Origin of the sequence: Arthrobacter globiformis, assembly GCF_003261175.1 — a bacterium.
Taxonomy (GTDB): Bacteria; Actinomycetota; Actinomycetes; order Actinomycetales; family Micrococcaceae; genus Arthrobacter; species Arthrobacter globiformis_A.
Window position 1 is genome coordinate 96,530 of sequence record NZ_QLNP01000007.1, and the last position, 16,443, is coordinate 112,972.

The 16,443-nt window shown below is 66.4% G+C and carries 20 protein-coding genes; 10 read left to right on the forward strand and 10 right to left on the reverse strand.

What is annotated here, in order from left to right; genetic code table 11:
- Positions 1–21 precede the first annotated feature (21 nt).
- Positions 22–234, forward strand: a complete 213-nt coding sequence (locus DBZ45_RS01195; protein ID WP_003797758.1) for a helix-turn-helix domain-containing protein — start codon at positions 22–24, stop codon at positions 232–234.
- 220 nt (positions 235–454) lie between these two features.
- Entirely contained in the window at positions 455–553 is a 99-nt protein-coding gene (locus tag DBZ45_RS01200) for a 30S ribosomal protein bS22 (protein ID WP_003792170.1), read from the forward strand.
- 73 nt (positions 554–626) lie between these two features.
- On the opposite strand, the gene DBZ45_RS01205 is transcribed toward DBZ45_RS01200, so the two are convergent.
- On the reverse strand, positions 627–1,445 hold the full coding sequence (locus DBZ45_RS01205) for an HAD family hydrolase (protein WP_111902156.1): 819 nt from the start codon (positions 1,443–1,445) through the stop codon (positions 627–629).
- Between the two features lie 83 nt (positions 1,446–1,528).
- Between DBZ45_RS01205 and DBZ45_RS01210 the strand changes: the two genes are divergently transcribed.
- Both DBZ45_RS01210 and DBZ45_RS01215 read left to right on the forward strand, forming a co-directional pair.
- Entirely contained in the window at positions 1,529–1,786 is a 258-nt protein-coding gene (locus tag DBZ45_RS01210) for a glutaredoxin family protein (protein ID WP_111902157.1), read from the forward strand.
- An 86-nt stretch (positions 1,787–1,872) separates the two neighbouring features.
- Positions 1,873–2,586 carry a redox-sensing transcriptional repressor Rex gene (locus tag DBZ45_RS01215; protein ID WP_111902158.1) on the forward strand — a complete coding sequence of 238 codons (714 nt, stop codon included), beginning with the start codon at positions 1,873–1,875 and terminating at the stop codon, positions 2,584–2,586.
- Positions 2,587–2,646: 60 nt separating this feature from the next.
- On the opposite strand, the gene DBZ45_RS01220 is transcribed toward DBZ45_RS01215, so the two are convergent.
- Both DBZ45_RS01220 and DBZ45_RS01225 read right to left on the reverse strand, forming a co-directional pair.
- Positions 2,647–3,546, reverse strand: a complete 900-nt coding sequence (locus tag DBZ45_RS01220) for a hypothetical protein (RefSeq protein ID WP_111902159.1) — start codon at positions 3,544–3,546, stop codon at positions 2,647–2,649.
- Between the two features lie 384 nt (positions 3,547–3,930).
- Complete coding sequence (locus tag DBZ45_RS01225) at positions 3,931–4,479, reverse strand: YceI family protein (RefSeq protein WP_111902160.1); 549 nt, start codon at positions 4,477–4,479, stop codon at positions 3,931–3,933.
- Positions 4,480–4,677: 198 nt separating this feature from the next.
- Here DBZ45_RS01225 and DBZ45_RS01230 point away from each other — a divergent pair, with 198 nt between their 5' ends.
- Genes DBZ45_RS01230 through ccsB form a run of 5 tightly spaced genes read left to right on the forward strand, consistent with a single transcriptional unit; the run spans position 4,678 to position 9,571 of the window.
- Positions 4,678–5,343, forward strand: a complete 666-nt coding sequence (locus DBZ45_RS01230; protein WP_111902181.1) for a histidine phosphatase family protein — start codon at positions 4,678–4,680, stop codon at positions 5,341–5,343.
- A gap of 3 nt (positions 5,344–5,346) precedes the next feature.
- Positions 5,347–5,958, forward strand: coding sequence for a TlpA family protein disulfide reductase (locus tag DBZ45_RS01235; RefSeq protein ID WP_111902161.1), 612 nt, complete (start codon positions 5,347–5,349; stop codon positions 5,956–5,958).
- Positions 5,959–5,964: 6 nt separating this feature from the next.
- Positions 5,965–6,720, forward strand: a complete 756-nt coding sequence (locus DBZ45_RS01240; RefSeq protein ID WP_111902162.1) for a cytochrome c biogenesis CcdA family protein — start codon at positions 5,965–5,967, stop codon at positions 6,718–6,720.
- Positions 6,720–8,462, forward strand: coding sequence for a cytochrome c biogenesis protein ResB (gene resB, locus DBZ45_RS01245; RefSeq protein ID WP_111902163.1), 1,743 nt, complete (start codon positions 6,720–6,722; stop codon positions 8,460–8,462). Before DBZ45_RS01240 ends, resB begins: the two co-directional genes overlap by 1 nt.
- The gene (gene ccsB / locus DBZ45_RS01250) at positions 8,462–9,571 is read left to right on the forward strand and encodes a c-type cytochrome biogenesis protein CcsB (protein WP_111902164.1); all 1,110 of its coding nucleotides are present in this window, start codon (positions 8,462–8,464) and stop codon (positions 9,569–9,571) included. Before resB ends, ccsB begins: the two co-directional genes overlap by 1 nt.
- Before the next feature lie 136 nt (positions 9,572–9,707).
- Here ccsB and DBZ45_RS01255 read toward each other — a convergent pair whose 3' ends face one another.
- Entirely contained in the window at positions 9,708–10,733 is a 1,026-nt protein-coding gene (locus tag DBZ45_RS01255; RefSeq protein ID WP_111902165.1) for a DUF808 domain-containing protein, read from the reverse strand.
- A gap of 158 nt (positions 10,734–10,891) precedes the next feature.
- Positions 10,892–11,395 carry a PLD nuclease N-terminal domain-containing protein gene (locus DBZ45_RS01260; RefSeq protein ID WP_111902166.1) on the reverse strand — a complete coding sequence of 168 codons (504 nt, stop codon included), beginning with the start codon at positions 11,393–11,395 and terminating at the stop codon, positions 10,892–10,894.
- 198 nt (positions 11,396–11,593) lie between these two features.
- Between DBZ45_RS01260 and DBZ45_RS01265 the strand changes: the two genes are divergently transcribed.
- Positions 11,594–11,917, forward strand: coding sequence for a DUF4229 domain-containing protein (locus DBZ45_RS01265; RefSeq protein WP_190242956.1), 324 nt, complete (start codon positions 11,594–11,596; stop codon positions 11,915–11,917).
- 21 nt (positions 11,918–11,938) lie between these two features.
- Here the strand turns inward: DBZ45_RS01265 and DBZ45_RS01270 are convergent, their stop codons facing one another.
- The 5 genes from DBZ45_RS01270 to DBZ45_RS01290 all read right to left on the reverse strand — a co-directional run bounded on the left by DBZ45_RS01270 (position 11,939) and on the right by DBZ45_RS01290 (position 16,409).
- Positions 11,939–12,820, reverse strand: a complete 882-nt coding sequence (locus tag DBZ45_RS01270) for a 1,4-dihydroxy-2-naphthoate polyprenyltransferase (protein ID WP_102971691.1) — start codon at positions 12,818–12,820, stop codon at positions 11,939–11,941.
- 93 nt (positions 12,821–12,913) lie between these two features.
- Entirely contained in the window at positions 12,914–14,071 is a 1,158-nt protein-coding gene (locus tag DBZ45_RS01275; RefSeq protein WP_111902168.1) for an AMP-binding protein, read from the reverse strand.
- Positions 14,072–14,147: 76 nt separating this feature from the next.
- Positions 14,148–15,116, reverse strand: coding sequence for a 1,4-dihydroxy-2-naphthoyl-CoA synthase (locus DBZ45_RS01280; RefSeq protein WP_111902169.1), 969 nt, complete (start codon positions 15,114–15,116; stop codon positions 14,148–14,150).
- A 21-nt stretch (positions 15,117–15,137) separates the two neighbouring features.
- Positions 15,138–15,578 carry a VOC family protein gene (locus DBZ45_RS01285; protein WP_111902170.1) on the reverse strand — a complete coding sequence of 147 codons (441 nt, stop codon included), beginning with the start codon at positions 15,576–15,578 and terminating at the stop codon, positions 15,138–15,140.
- A gap of 69 nt (positions 15,579–15,647) precedes the next feature.
- Entirely contained in the window at positions 15,648–16,409 is a 762-nt protein-coding gene (locus DBZ45_RS01290) for a CPBP family intramembrane glutamic endopeptidase (RefSeq protein WP_223256863.1), read from the reverse strand.
- Between the last annotated feature and the right edge of the window lie 34 nt (positions 16,410–16,443).

A 16,443-nucleotide genomic window follows, 5' to 3' on the forward strand; every position in this document is an offset into this window, starting at 1 on the left:
GAGAGCAAAGGAATATGGGTAATGTCCGCAGAGTCGAACTTCTCGAACGCCAAGTTCTTGACCGTGGCCGAGGTGGCTGAGGTAATGCGTGTCTCCAAAATGACCGTGTACCGCCTTGTCCATTCGGGGGAGATGCCCGCCGTCAGGTTCGGCCGCTCCTACCGCGTCCCGGAGACCGCCGTCGAACAGTACCTCAAGGGTGCTGTCGTGGACGGTCATACGGGCACCGCCTAACCGGACCCTACTGACCGCACCGATCCCGTGGTTGCTGCAGCCGCCTTGGGGGCCGCTGCACGCCACGGACTGTGCTGGTCAGGGGATGCTCCGGATAAGCGGTACCCTGTTAAGGAACGTTTTACGTCATTGTAAGAATCTGTCAGTTGTTCAGTCTGTTGCTCAGTCCACGGACCTTCTCCATCAGACAGGTACTGCATCTAGTTTGTAAGGAACTTTCGTGGGTTCAGTTATTAAGAAGCGTCGCAAGCGTATGGCCAAGAAGAAGCACCGCAAGTTGCTTCGTAAGACCCGCCACCAGCGCCGCAATAAGAAGTAGAGTCCGCTCTACGCGTCAATGCCCGTTCCCTTTCGAGGGTGCGGGCATTTTTGCGTCTGAGCAGGAAAGCGTGTCAGACCCGGGGGCCGCGGAAGCGCGTGTAGCCCCGCCACAGGCCGTAGACTGCTCCGCCTGCTGTGGCTGCTTTGAGGCCCAGGGTGGCGGCCCGGCGGCCTGAGCGGAAGTCGTAGACCGGCCAGTTGTGTTCGCGGGCGTGCTTGCGCAGCCGGGCGTCCGGGTTGATCGCCACGGGGTGGCCCACCATCGTCAGCAGCGGGATGTCGTTGTAGGAGTCGCTATAGGCCCAGCAGCGCTTCAGGTCCAGCCCTTGCTGGTCCGCGACGCCCTGTACCGCCACGGCCTTGGCTGCGCCGTGCAGGATGTCCCCGACGAGCCTGCCGGTGTAGAAGCCGTCCTTCGTCTCGCCCACGGTGCCGAGGGCGCCGGTGAGCCCCAGCCGCGTGGAAATCACGGTGGCCACCTCGATCGGCGTCGCTGTGACGAGCCACACCTTCCGGCCTACCCGCAGGTGCTGCTCGGCCAGGGCCTTCGCACCGGGCCAGATCCGGGAGGCGATCATCTCGTCGTAGACTTCCTCGCCCAGCGCCCTGATGTCCTCCTCCGTGATGCCGGCGGCAAGCCTCAGGGCTGAATCCCGCACCGCGTGGACGTCATTGAGATTCTCGCCCCGGAGCACAAACTTGAGCTGCTTCCACGCCATACCCGCCGCCTGCGCCAGCGTGAAGGCTCCGCGCTGGTGCATTTTCCTGGCCACGTGGAACAGGCTGGCGCCCCGCATGAGGGTGTTGTCCACGTCGAAGAAGGCTGCCTCGCCGTGCTGCTGCTTCGCAACCGGACGGTGGGCCACAGCGACGTACTTCTCCTCGGGCATGCCACTGAGTCTAGTCAATGCAGTACGCCGCGACTGACTGCCGCCGCGTCGCTCACCGCCGGGAACGGCGATACGGTTGAACCATGGCAAACCCCGACGTCGTTCTCCTCACCAAAGCTGACTGCCACCTGTGCGCCGCGGCGCGCGACGCCGTCGGGCGGGTAACTGCCGGGCTGGGACTTTCGTGGTCGGAGCGGCAGTTGGACACCGACGACGAACTCCGCGACCGCTACGCCGAGGAGATTCCGGTGGTGCTGGTGGACGGCATCCAGCGCGACTTCTGGAAGATCGACGAGGCCCGCCTGGAGCGCGTCCTCCGCCGTGCCATCGCGGGGGATTAGCCGATTTCGAACAATGGCGTCGGCTTTGTTGACTTAACTGATGGGGATTTAGAGTGGACTCACAACGCGACGCAACGGAGCAGATAGTGACTTCGCTCGATTCACCACCCCAGGCCGTTCCCGGGCCAGTCGGGCCAACCGTGCCCACCGGGGCTGCCGGAAAGCAGATTCCGCCGGCGGCCGTGGCCCGGCTGACGATCTACCTGCGCGCGCTGAACTCCCTGCTGGCCGAAGGTACCGAGCGGGTCTCCTCCGAATCACTTGCTGAGCTTTCCGGGGTCAGCTCCTCAACCCTCCGCAAGGATCTGTCGCACGTGGGCTCCTACGGCACCCGGGGCGTGGGCTATGAGGTGCAGTACCTGAGTCGCCACATCGCCGCCGCACTGGGCCTGACGCATGACTGGAAAGTCGCGATTGTCGGCGCCGGCAACCTGGGCAAGGCGCTGGCTCGCTACGGCGGCTTCGAATCCAGGGGCTTTGACGTGGTGGCCATCTTCGACGCCGACCAGATGGTAGTGGGCAACGAGGTGGGCTGGCTGCGGGTCAGTGACGTTGCCGACCTGGAGGCGGTCCTGGAGCGGACCGGCACCAACATGGTGGTGCTGGCGCTGCCTGCCGCAGTGGCCCAGAGCATCTGTGACCGGGTGGTGGGCGCCGGCGTGCGCAGCATCCTCAGTTTTGCTCCCGTGATGCTCCAGGTGCCCGGCGGCGTGACGCTGAGGAAGGTGGACATGGCCACCGAGCTGCAGATCCTGGCCTACCACGCGCAACGGGCGCAGACCCCCGGTCAGCCGGAATAACTCCGGCCTTTCAGGAATCCGCGCCCGTTGGCGGTAAGACTTGTTGCTTTTGCGCGGTGCCTAGCGGCCGTAGGGGCCGCCCGGCTGCGAGTACGGATTGGCGAACGGCTGCGGCTTCTGGAAGTACGGTGCCGCTCCCGGCAGGTACAGCATGATGATCGCGGCGATGCCGAGGAGGCCCGCCAGGGTGTTCAGGCCCGCCGGGAAGAGGCTGAACACGGAAAGAGCGGCAAGGACAGTGCCCAGAATGCGCGCCCAGTTCTTGCCCTTCCGGACGTTGAACGCCACCAGCGCGTAGAGGCCGGCGCCGATCAGGGCAAAAACCACCATGGTTCCGATGATGAAGCCCTTAACGTCCTCGAACGCGATGTTCTGGCCGCTGCCGCGCAGCTGCTCCTCGAACGTGCTCCGCATGGCTGGGTCATCCAGGGTGGGAATCGTGATCAGGATGGACAGGATCCACAGGACACCCGCAGCGATGATCATCCAGAAGGAATTATTCACGAGTTTCGGGACGCCGGCGCCGGTGGCTGCCTGGGCCTGTTCCGACGGGTACTGCCCGTAGGGGGACTGGCCGTAAGGACTCTGGCCGTAGGGGGACTGGCCGGACTGCGGCTGTCCATACTGCGGCGGGTTCTGGCCATACTGGGGCTGTCCGTACTGCGGTGCGCCTTGTCCGCCTTGTCCGCCCTGTCCGCCCTGTCCATACTGTGGCGAGTTCTGGCCGTACTGCGGAGCATTCTCTCCGTACTGCGGGGTGCTTTGTCCGCCCTGTCCGTACTGCGGCGAGTTCTGGCCGTACTGCGGGGTGCCCTGCTCGCCCTGACCGAACTGGGGATTGTTCTGGCCGTACTGGGGCGCGTCCTGACCGTAGCGTGGCTGCCCGTTGCCTGGCTGGGAACCGTCGTTGGGCTCATTGGAGCCGGGGTCATTGGAGTGCGGAACTGGAGGATTGCTCATGAGCGGTCCTTTGCGTAGTGACGTTCTGAATCGGCTACCGGTTCAGACGCCTGCCCTCCCCAGCATGGTTCACTTCCCACCGTACCCCTCAGCGGGTACGCGGTGGATCATTCCGGAGAGGTATTCCAAAGGCGGCCCAACCTGCGGAAACGCTGCCGGCAGTGGATTTTCCGCCTTGAAGATCGGCGGCGTCGCCGGGAAGTGTTGCGTCGAGCGTCGCCGGGTGTCGATCAGGGGCGGCCCCGGGATCACGGGGGTCCGGTTCATCGCTCGGGATTCTGCCAGTTCCAGAAGGCCGGAAACGCCGAACGCCCCGTCTGCGGAGAGTCCGCGGACGGGGCGTTTCGGTGTCAGGAACCGTGGCTGGGAAACCAGCCGTGAAACCTACGCTGCCGGTGCAATGAAGGCCAGTTCCAGGTTGATGGCAACCTTGTCGCTGACCAGGACGCCGCCGGCTTCAAGCACGGCGTTCCAGGTCAGGCCGAAGTCCTTGCGGCTGATGGTGGTCTCGGCGGAAACACCGGCGCGGGTGTTGCCGAAGGGGTCAACTGCAACGCCGTTGAATTCGGTCTCGAGGGTGACGGGGCGGGTGACACCCTTGATGGTCAGGTCGCCCTGGAGCTCGTAGCTGTCGCCCTTGGCAACGAGGCCGTTGGAGACGAAGGAGATCTCCGGGAACTTCTCGACGTCGAAGAAGTCTTCGCCGCGGACGTGGCCGTCGCGGTTGACGTCACCGGAGTCGAAGCTGGCGGTCTGGATGGTGGCCTCAACCTTGGTGGCCGTTACGTCCTCGGCGAGGTCCAGGGTTGCGGCGGCGTCCTTGAACTGGCCCCGGACCTTGCTGATGCCGGCGTGGCGGACCGTGAAGGCGATCTCGCTGTGGGAGTTGTCGAGGGTCCAGGTGCCGCGGGTGAGTTCGGTGGAAAGTGCCATGGTGGTTCTCCTTGTATCGGTGGGTCAATCGGGTGCTCATTGAAGCCTTCGTTGAAGCCTCAACTAACTGCTGCATCCAGTATAAACATGCATTTGCATCTTTTATTCCACCGCCGGGGAACTTTTTGAAAAAATTCTGAGTTCTACTTGATGTAGAAGATTTCGCCAATGCCCCTGCCCTTTGAGAAACTGGTAGACATGCCCCAAGCCACTGTCCATTTGCTCCGCCACGGCGAGGTCCATAACCCCACGGGTGTCCTGTACGGCAGGCTGCCTGAATTCCACCTCTCCGAACTTGGCCGGCAGATGGCGCAGACGCTCGCCGAGCACTTCCGCGAACGCGTTTCCCAGGGCGCCAACATCGTGTACCTGGTGGCGTCGCCGCTCACCCGCGCCCAGGAAACTGCCCAGCCCACCTCGGAAGCCCTCGGGCTGGACATCCACACGGACGGCCGCATCATCGAGGCGGAAAACTACTTCGAAGGGCTCAAGGTCACCAAGGCCGAGCTGCGCAAACCCAAGCACTGGCCGCACCTGATTAACCCTTTCCGCCCCTCCTGGGGCGAGCCCTACAAGCAGCAGGCAGCCCGCGTGACGGAGGCCGTCCAGGAAGCGCGCGCCAAAGCCGTCGAACTGGGCGGCGACGGTGCCGAGGCCATCCTGGTCTGCCACCAGCTCCCGATCTGGGCCACGCGGCTCAGCGCCGAGGGCAAGCCGCTGTGGCACGATCCGCGGAAACGCGAGTGCACGCTGACCTCCCTCACCTCCCTGGTTTTCGGCGACGACGGCGTCCTGCTGCGCGTGGAGTACAGCGAACCCGCCGCCGCCCTTCTTCCCGGTGCCTCGAGCACCCCCGGAGCCTAAGTTATGACTGACACACCCAAAAGCTCCCGCCGCAGCGTCCTCGCCGCCGGCGGCCTGGCCCTCACCGCGCTCACGCTGGGCCTGTCCGCCTGCGCCCAGGAGGACGCCCTGGCCAAGCAGGCCAAGGCCGGGGACAACAAGAACTACGTGGCCGGCGACGGCTCCGTGACTGAGTTCGCCGCAGCCGAGCGCAAGTCCGGCATCCAGATCCAGGGCACCCTGTTCAACGGCACCGCCGTGACCCCCAAGGACTTCCTGGGCAAGGTCACCGTGCTGAACTTCTGGTTCGCCGGCTGCGCGCCCTGTCGGGTGGAAGCGCCGTCCCTGGAGGCCCTCCACCAGGAGTTCAAGACCAAGGGCGTCCAGTTCTTCGGCGTTAACCTGCGAGATGAGAAGGCCACGGCTGACGCCTTCGACAAGACCTTCGGCCTCACCTACCCGAGCTTCGACGACAAGGACGGCAGCGTGCTGCTGGCCGTGTCCGGCCTGGTGCCCCCCGGTGCCGTCCCCACGACGCTCGTGGTGGACAAGCAGGGCCGGGTGGCGTCGCGTATTCTGGGGGAGATCGAGAAGGGCACACTCAAAGCTCTCATCCAGTCTGCCGTGGCAGAGTAACCTCCCGTGAACAGCCCCTTCGCCGAAGCCATCCTGAACGGTTCGCTGCTGCTCGCCATCCCAGTGGCGCTGCTCGCCGGACTCGTGTCCTTCCTCTCACCGTGCGTGCTCCCGTTGGTGCCCGGATACCTGGGCTATGTCACGGGCCTCACGGGTGTGGACCTGCAGAAGCAGAAGCGTGGCCGCATGCTCGCGGGCATCGGCCTGTTTGTGCTCGGCTTCTCGGTGATCTTCGTGCTGCTCGGCGGCGCATTCGGACAGCTGGGCTCGCTGATCTCTGGCGGGCAGAACGCCTGGGTTACGCAAGTCCTCGGCGTCCTGGTGATCCTCATGGGCGTGGTGTTCATGGGGGGCTTCTCCTGGTTCCAGCGCGACGCCAAGATCCACGCGAAACCGCCGGCGGGCCTCTGGGGCGCACCGCTGCTGGGAATCACGTTCGGCCTCGGCTGGGCGCCCTGCATCGGACCCACCTATTCGGCAGTCCAGCTCCTGAGCCTCTCCGGCGGTTCCTCCGCCGCGAAAGGTGCGTTCCTGGCCTTCGTCTATAGCCTTGGGCTGGGCATCCCGTTCCTGCTGATCGCCCTGGCGGTGCGGCGCGGTGCGGGCGTGATGTCCTTCTTCCGCAAACACCGGCTGGCCATCCAGCGCACCGGCGGCGGAGTACTGATAGTCCTGGGCATCCTGATGGCCACGGGTCTGTGGGGGGCCTGGGTCACCGAGTTGCAGTACTGGTTCCAAACCGATGTGAAGTTGCCGATCTGATGAGCGAGCGTGTGAAGTCAACCGAGAAATCCCCGGCCGAGGATGCCCCGCAGCCCGGGCCCGCCCATCAAGGCGCGCCCAAGGATGCCGTGAAGGCCGCCAAGGCCGGGGCCGCCCTCCCGTCCCTGGGCATTGTGGGCATGCTCCGCTGGGCCTGGACCCAGCTGACCAGCATGCGCACTGCGCTGTTCCTCCTGCTGCTGCTGGCGGTGGCCGCGGTGCCCGGATCGCTGTTCCCGCAGCGGCCGGCCAACCCCTCCGTGGTCACGCAGTACATCAAGGACCACCCCGACTACGGCAAGCTGCTGGATTCGGTGCAGCTGTACGACGTCTACTCCTCGGCCTGGTTCTCGGCCATCTACATCCTGCTGTTCATCTCGCTGATCGGCTGCGTTGTGCCCCGCGCCATTGCCCATTACAAGGCCATGCGTTCGCAGCCGCCGCGCACGCCGAAGCGGCTCTCCCGCCTGCCCGAGTACGGCACCCTGGTGGTGCCAGCGGACGCCGGGATCCCGGCGTCGGACGCCATTGAGGAGGCAGCGGCGCTGCTGAAGAAACGCGGGTACCGCGTTGAGGTAAGGCACGACGACGGCGCGCGGCCGTCTTTGGGGGCTGAGCGCGGCTTCCTGAAGGAAGTGGGAAACCTGGTCTTCCACACGTCGCTGATCGGCGTGCTGGTGTCTGTGGCCGTCGGCGGGCTCTTCGGCTACAGCGGCCAGCGGATCCTGGTGGAGGGTGACACGTTCGTGAACACCCTGGTGGGCTACGACCAGTTCACGCCCGGCACCAACTTCCAGAGCAGCCAGCTCCAGCCCTACTCCATCCAGCTGGACAAGTTCCAGGCCACGTTCGACCGCGAATCGCAGGGCAAGTTCGGCCAGCCCATCGACTTCACGGCGGACGTCACCACCAAGGAAAACCCCGGGGCGCCGGCCAAGAAGGAAGTCCTCAAGGTCAACGACCCCGTCACCCTCGGCGGCACCAGCATCTACCTGACGGGCAACGGGTACGCTCCGGTGGTCACGGTCCGCGACGGCAAGGGCAACGTGGCCATGCAGGGTCCCGTGGTGGCCAAGCTGCAAGGCGAGAACTACTACTCCTCCGTGGTGATCAAGGTGCCCGATGCGAAGCCCGACCAGCTGGGATTCGCCGGCTTCTTCCTGCCGACTGCGTTCGTGACCGAGCAGGGCATCTCCTTCAGCGGCGACCCGGACCTCATCAACCCGCAGCTGAGCCTGAACTCGTACTACGGCGACCTCGGCCTGGACAAGGGCGCACCGCAGAACGTGTTTGAGCTTGACGTCAAGGGCCTCAAGGAGCTCAACAGCCGCAAGGCTGAGGCGGGTGGCATCACGCTCGCGCCGGGCAACACCTACACGCTGCCCGAAGGCAAGGGGTCCATCACGTTCGACGGCGTGAAGAAGTACGTGGGCGTGGACATCCACCACAACCCCGGGCAGCTTTCCGCGCTGATGTTCGCGCTGCTTGCCGTGGCCGGCCTCATCGTCTCGCTTTACGTCAACCGCCGCCGCGTCTGGGTGCGCACCGGAACCCACGAGGACGGCCGGACCATGGTGGAGTACGGCCTCCTGGCCCGCGGCGAGGACCACCGGCTGGCCGGCGAGGCCTCCACGCTGCGCAGCCTCCTGGCGGGCAAGTGGAACCTGGACGCCGACAACCCCGAAACAGCACCTTCCAACTCCCCACCAGCCGGCTCGCCTGAGCCCAAGAAGGACCAGTAATGTTTCCCATCAACGAGACCATGGGCCAGTACAGCGAGCTCTTCATGCTGCTGGCGGCCGGCACCTACACCGTCGCCTTCATCGCGTTCGCGTGGGACCTGGCCAGGAGCAGCAAGTCCCTGAAGGCGATTGACCTCAAGGCCGCAGCTGCCGATGCGTCGGCGGCCACGTCCGCCAAGGTTCCGGTGGCGGCGGGCGCCTCCGCAGGAGCAGCCGCGCCGCGGCCCGCGGGCAGCGGTGAGGGCCGCCTGTCCGGACCGGCAGACCGCGCCGAGCGGCCGTCGTCGTACGCCTCCTCCGCGACCGGCGCCGCCGGGCAGACCGCCGACGACAGCATGCGCTACGGCGAACGCCGGGCCCCCGCACGCGTTGCCGTGGCACTGACCGTCCTGGGCGCCGCGATCCACGCCGCCGCCGTGCTGACCCGCGCTGTCGGCGCCGGCCGTGTGCCGTGGGGCAATATGTACGAGTTCCTCACCACCGGCGCGTTCGTGGCCGCGGCCGTGTTCCTCCTGGTGCTGATCCGCCGCGACCTTCGCTTTCTCGGCACGTTCGTAGTGGGCCTGGTGGTCATCATGCTGGTGGCCGCGTCCGTTGCGTTCTGGACGCCCGTCGGCCACCTGGTGCCTGCGCTGCAGAGCTACTGGCTGATCATCCACGTCTCCATCGCCGTGCTGTCCTCGGCGCTGTTCACGCTGACCTTCGCCATGTCCGCGCTGCAGCTGGTGCAGTCGCACCGGCAGAGGACCATTGCGGCCGGTGGTGCGGACAAGCTGGGCTTCATGCGCCTGGTGCCGTCCGCGCTGAGCCTGGAGAACCTGTCCTACCGCATCAACGCGATCGCCTTCATCGGCTGGACCTTCACCCTCATGTTCGGTGCGATCTGGGCAGAGAAAGCCTGGGGACGCTTCTGGGGCTGGGACACCAAGGAAGTGTGGACCTTCGTGATCTGGGTGGTCTACGCCGGCTACCTGCACGCCCGCGCCACCCGCGGCTGGACGGGAACCCGCGCGGCCTGGCTGTCGATCGTGGGCTACCTGTGCGTGGTCTTCAACTTCACCATCGTGAACCAGTTCTTCAACGGCCTGCACTCCTACTCCGGGCTTTAGGCGCTGCCGAACTATCAAGACGGGCCGCTTGGCTCACCAATTCACCAGGAAGGGCCGCTCAGCTTGCTGCTGGGCGGCCCTTTCGGCGAAAACGGCGAGCGCTCAAACTGCTGTTGCACGCCCGTGCGGGTACGAGCTAGGGGGCTGGATCGACGTTACGTTTCGTCGGCTGAGGGCCGGCGGCTGCGGCGCGGACGTCTCCCTGCTCGTGCCCGCCCTTCTCCTTGCCGAAGGGCAGCACTTTCATCAGCGGGTGCACGACAGCCATGACGGCGAGGCCCCACGCGATTCCGAGGACGGCCGAGCACAGGGTGTTCACGAGCCAGGCCAGGAAGCCGCCCACCACCGGGATTCCCGCGAAAGGTGTCTCGAGGGCATGGACCAGGTCATACGGCGCGTGCCAGCCGAGGTCGTGTGCCCCCTGCAGCATGATGTGGCCGCCAACCCAAAGCATGGCGATCGTCCCGACGAGGGTTATAGCGGTCAGCACCGCGGGCATCCCCTTGACGAGCAGCTCGCCGAAGCGTTGGGAGCCCGCTGAGTCCTTGGTGGTCAGGTGCAGGCCGACGTCGTCCATTTTGACGATGAGCGCCACGGCACCGTACACGGCGATGGTGATCACGAAGGCCACGACGACCAAAATGAGCGCGCGGACCCACAAGGATTCAGTGGCCACCTCGTTCATGGCGATGACCATGATCTCGCAGGACAGAATAAAGTCCGTGGTGATGGCGCCCTTGACGACCTTGGCCTCCGCCCCGGGCCCCCGGTCCACCGCCGGCGCATCTTCCTCCGCTGAGTGGTGGCCGCGGAGCTTGTGCCAAACCTTCTCGGCACCCTCGTAGCAGAGGTACGTGCCGCCCAGCATGAGGATGAACGGAATGATCCCGGGGACGAAGGCGCTGACGAGCAGGAGCGCTGGCAGGATGATCAACAGCTTGTTCCGGAGCGAGCCCCAGAAGATTTTCTTGATCATCGGCAGTTCGCGGGACGGGTCCGCCCCCGACACGTACTGCGGGGTGACGGCAGCGTCGTCGATGACCACGCCGGCGGCCTTGGCCCCGGCCTTGGCAGCACCTGCAGCGACGTCGTCGACCGAGGCGGCGGCTATGCGGGCCAACGCGGCGACGTCGTCCAGCAGTGCGACGAGACCGCCGCTCACAGGTTGCTCCCGCACGGTTCGACGGCGGACGGCTGGGCGTGGAGGCTTCGACTAAGGCGCGTGATTGGCATGCTCGGAGTATACGTCGCACGCATGAATACACCGGATCCAAGCGCCCGTACCCTGAAGATTGTGATGGGATACGGATTGGAGGGGTGCTACTTCGCCTCGGGGTTGCCTTCAGCGTTGGCCTCGCCCGCGGCGCCCGGCTTGCGTGGACCCGGCTCACCCGCTGCCGGGCCGCCGGCATCCGAACTGCCGCTGGTGGTGCCCGGAGCGGCAGTGCCCGTCGTACCCGTGCCTGTGCTGCCCGAGCGGTGCGGGCCGCCGTCGGCCTGGTTCTTCCGGGCGGCGTCATCCCTCAGCTTGCGGAGTCGTTCCGCCTCGGCCTGGCGGCGGCGCTGCTCGAGGTTCCGCAGGAAGTCGGGGTCGTCGTCGGGGGCGGTGGGGTGGTGCTGGTAGACGGGCTGGGCCACAGCCGACGCGCGGGGGCGGCCGATCAGGAACCACAGAGCGGCACCGATGAGCGGCAGGAGCGCAACCATGATGATCCAGGTTGTTTTTGAGAACCCGCGCGTGAGACGTCCATCAGTCCGGATAACGTCCACCAGTCCGTAGACGTAGAGGGCGAGAACGGCGACTGCGATGGCGACACGAGGCATGCAATTAGTCTAGCCGCCGTGTGCCCCGGCGGAGATTACAGTATGCCCACAGTAATGCGCCAGCAAAACGCCGAACGGCATTCCCGGGTGACACGCGACCTGCGCCAGGCCACGCGCCGGAGATGGCCGGAGCAGCGGGGAACAGAGCGTCTATGCCACCGGCAGGATACGTTCAGGCAGGACGGCTAAACTTGGATCGTGGCTTTTCTGAAATACACCCTGATCCGGTTCGCAATCTTCCTGCCCCTGTTTGTGCTGTTCGTCTTCCTGCAGCTGGGGTGGTTTCTGGCCGTCATCTGTGCGGGGCTGATTTCCTTCGCCATCAGCTACCTCTTCTTCCAGAAGCAGCGGGATGCGGCCACGGCGTCCCTGCATGCCCGCTTCTCCGGCCGTGCCAAGCCCATCCGCACCGCCGGTGAGGTGGACGATGCCCAGGCCGAGGACCGCCTTGTGGACACCCACCCGGACGTCACCATCCGCAACGACGCCAAGAACCGCGAACCCCGCGGCGAGGGCGCGTAGCCTGCAGCGAGGCGCCTGGGCTTACAGCCCGCTGCTCAGCACGAGTCCCAGTGAGAACAGCACCGCGTAGCCCAGGTTGATGAGGCCCGTCTGCTTCAGGACCGGGATGAGGCTCTTGCGCTTCCGCCCATTGATCATGAGCCAGGCCGGCATCAGGCAGGCCGGGATCAGGAGCAGCACAATCAGCATCCACGGCCGCGTGGGCGCCAGGATCACCACCAGCAGGATGGCCACGGCCAGCATCAGCACGTAGCTTTCGCGGGCGTGCTTGTCGCCCAGCCGCACCGCCAGGGTTTTCTTCCCCGCCTCGATGTCCGAGGGGATGTCCCGGACGTTGTTGGCCATGAGCAGGGCGCACGCGATGAGTCCGGTGCCGATGGCGCCAATCACGGCTGGCAGGCCGATCTGCCCGGCCTGGGTGTACGTGGTGCCGAGGGTGGCCACGAGGCCGAAGAAGACAAACACGAAGACGTCTCCCAGTCCCATGTAGCCGTACGGGTTCTTTCCGCCGGTGTAGCCCCAGGCCGCCATGACGCAGCCCACACCCACCAGCAGCAGCCACCAGGTCTGGGTGATGATGACCAGCACCAGCCCCACGAGCATCGCCAGGCCGAAGGCGCCGAACGCGGCATATTTCACGTGCTCGGGGCGGGCGGCGCCGGACCCGACCAGACGCAGCGGCCCCACCCGGTTCTCGTCCGTCCCGCGGATCCCGTCCGAGTAATCGTTGGCGTAGTTGACGCCGATCTGCAGCAGCAGCGCCACGAGGGCCGCCAGAACCGCATTGAGCGGACGGAAGGAAGCCATCTCGTAGGCCGCCGCCGAGCCGATCAGGATGGGGGCGATCGCGGCCGGCAGCGTGCGGAGCCGGGCGCCTTGGATCCATTGTGCGGCTGTTGCCACGGTTAGTACCTCGCGTTGGGTCGGTGATGCGTTCAAAAAATGCATGGGCGTGCGCTGGGCACACGGAAGCCGCGGCGGCGCGGCAGGTCTACTCTACTTTCCCTGATGGAGTGCGTTGAGCCGTTCAATCATGGCCAGCCGGTCCGGCTTGCCGTTGGCCAGCATGATCAGCTCAGCGGCCGGAAGGACGGTCTTGGGGGCCAGCAGCCCCAGCGTGCGGTGCCATTCCTCGGCCCACGCGGCCCCGTCACGTGCGGCGCCACCGGAGCCGTCCCCGGACGCGCTCCCGGCGACTGCCACATAGGCCGCCACGGCCTGGCCCCATTTCGCGGACTCGACGCCGGCTACAAAAGCCGCGGCCACGCCGTCGGACTTTTCCAGCTCCGCCTGCACGTGCGCGGCGGAGACCTTGACGCCGCCGGTGATGATGACGTCGTCGGCGCGGCCCAGCACGGTGAGCCGGCCATCGGAATCCAGCGTGCCGAGGTCGTTGGTCCGGTACCAGCGGCCGCCGTCCTCCTCGATGAAGGCCTCCGCGGTCTGCCGCGGCGCGCCCAGGTAGCCGGCAGCGAGGGTGGCCCCGCCGAGGTGGATCCGGCCGTCTTCGGCGAGCCGCAGGGCCACGCCCTCGAGCGGATAGCCGTCGTAGATGCAGCCGCCGCAGGTTTCCGCTGCGCCGTAGGTCGTGACCACCCGGAGGCCGGCGTCGCGAGCGGCCTCGAGGAGCTCCGCAGAGGCCGGGGCGCCGCCGAGCAGGATGCCGTTGAAGCGCCGCAGCACGGCGAGTGTGTCCGCGGACGGGCTGGCGAGCAGGCGCTGCAGCTGCGTGGGCACCAGCGACGTGAAGCGGATGTTGTCGGTCAGCTCAAGGGCGGCCGCGGTGAAGCCCTCGGCCGTGAAGCCCCCGGACAGGTCCATGGCCCAGGGCCGGGTGCCGGCGAACAGCGACCGCACCAGCACCTGGACGCCGGCCACGTACTGCAGCGGCAGGGCCAGCAGCCACTGCCCCTCGCCCTTGAGCGCGAACGCGGTGGCCATCGACGACGCCGCCAGCGCATCCACCGTCAGGACCGTCGCCTTGGGCGTCCCGGTGGACCCGGACGTGCGCACCACGGCGACGGCGTCCTCGAACCCGGGCGTCGGGACTGGCGTCACCACCGGCTCGCCGTCGGGACCGGCGGAGAGCTCGACGGCGGGACCCTCACCGTGGAGGGCGGCCGCCAGCGCCTTGAGGGCAGGCTCGATATTCATTGTGTGCTCCTGCGTTGTGCGGGCATGAGGTGCGCGGGCCTGGGGAGCATGGGGTGCCTTCCGACGAGTGCGGGCTTTAGAAGTAATACGGGAACCGGGACCAGTCGGGGTCGCGCTTTTGCAGGAAGGCCTCCTTGCCCTCCACGGCCTCGTCCGTCATGTACGCCAGCCGGGTGGCCTCGCCGGCGAACACCTGCTGGCCGGCCAGGCCGTCGTCGGCGAGATTGAAGGCGAACTTGAGCATCCGGATGGCCTGCGGCGATTGCCGGGCGATGTCCGCGGCGTATTCCAGCGCCACCTCCTCCAGGCGCTCATGGTCAACGGCCTCGTTCACGGCCCCCATCCGAACCATGTCCTCGGCGGAATATTCACGGGCAAGGAAGAAGATCTCCCGGGCGGCCTTCTGGCCAATCTGCCGGGCCAGCAGCGCCGAGCCGTAGCCGGCGTCGAAACTTCCCACGGTCGCATCCGTCTGCTTGAACTTTCCGAACTGGCGCGAAGCAATGGTGAGGTCGGAGACCACGTGCAGCGAGTGCCCGCCGCCGGCCGCCCAGCCGTTGACGACGGCGATGACCACCTTGGGCATGGTCCGCATGAGCCGCTGGACTTCCAGAATGTGGAGCCGCCCGGCGCGGGCGGGGTCGATGGTTTCGTGGGTCTCGCCGTCAGCTGTGTTCTCTACTACGTACCGATAGCCGTCCCGGCCGCGGATCCGTTGGTCGCCTCCGGAGCAAAACGAGTGGCCGCCGTCCTTCGGTGACGGGCCGTTGCCGGTGAGCAGCACGGTGGCCACGTCCGGGGTCATCCGGGCGTGGTCCATGGCACGGTAGAGCTCGTCCACGGTCCCCGGGCGGAAGGCATTGCGGACCTCAGGCCGGTTGAACGCGATGCGGACGGTTGGCAGGTCCCGTGCTACGGTGCCGTCGTCCGACCGCTCCACCTGCCGGTGGTAGGTCAGGTCCTGGAAGTCGTCGAAGCCGGACACGGTGCGCCAGCGGGACGGGTCAAAGACGTCGGATACCTTGGCGGGGAATTCGTTGCTCACCGTCCAAGTCTAGTAATCGGCTCAGCTGATGCAGAACTCGTTGCCCTCGGGGTCCGCCATGGTGTGCCATTCGTGCGGGCCCTGGCTGGCAGTCCAGAGGAACGTGGCGCCGCGGGCTTCAAGCTCGGCGCGGACGTCATCCTTGTTCCGGCCGTCGAGCCTGACGTCCCAGTGCACCCGGTTCTTGATGGTCTTCTGCTCCGGCACGGTCTGGAACAGCAGACGCCGGGCGGGCGCCTTGGCGTCGATTTCCTCGGTGGGCCGGATCGCCGCGCCCTCCTTCCACACGAGCTTGCCGTTGTGCGTCATGGTCTGGTCTTCCGTCGCGAAGCCCTGGCTGATCATGGACCGGATGAAGCCCTCATCCTGCGGCTCCACTGACCAGTCCAGCGTTTCGGCCCACCAGTCGGCGAGATCATGCGGGTGCTTGCAGTCGATGGCGATCTGAATGTTGAGTCCCATGGCACCAAACTACGACGGCGGCGCCGCCTCGGGATAGGGGGCCCGGGGCTCCCTGAGGTGCGAGCGATTCTAGCTCTGGGCCCGCTGCAGCTGGTCCAGGAGTTCCGGCGGGATGGTGTACAAAAAGACCACAGCGAGCAGGTTCTTGGTGGCGTGGACGAAGTAGGAAAACATCAGGTTCCGCCCTGTCCACACATAGACGAACACCAGGGTGGCGCCCATGGCCAGGTACGGCATGAGCGCGGGGAGGGTGACCGCTTCCTGGCCCACGATGTGCAGGGCAGCGAAAAGGACCACGGACAGCCCGCAGCAGATCCAGATGTTGACCCGGCGGCTCAGTTTCCCGATCAGCAGGTGCCGGAACACGTACTCCTCGACGAACGGGCCCACCACAACGATCAGCGGCACCATGAGCCAGGCCGGCACCTGCCGCATGAGCGCCTGTAGCCCGGCCTGGTTGGCGGACGTCTCGGTGGTCCCGCCCACGGCCACCAGGATCGCGGTGACAATCATCATGGCGATGACGGCCAGCGGCACCATGGCGAGCGTGAACCAGGGCCGGGTGGCAAGCACTTTGAGGTCCCGGGTCACCACCCCGTGGGCGGCAAACAGCGCCAGGGCGCCGACGCCTCCGTAGAAGAGGAGGTTCACGCCGTAGGACGCGACGGCCGGCGTCGGGGCAAGTTCGCGCAGCAGCGGCAGGATCAGTTCCCCGGCCAGCGCGAAGAAGGCCGCGACGGCAACATAAAGCCCCACGGCGGTGAGGTCCAGCGGCGAAAACCGGTAGAGATCCGGCCGCGGACTCGGGAGCATGCGTCTGGTATTCACCATGCTTCCAGCGTAATGCGCCAACCCCCGCGCGAAC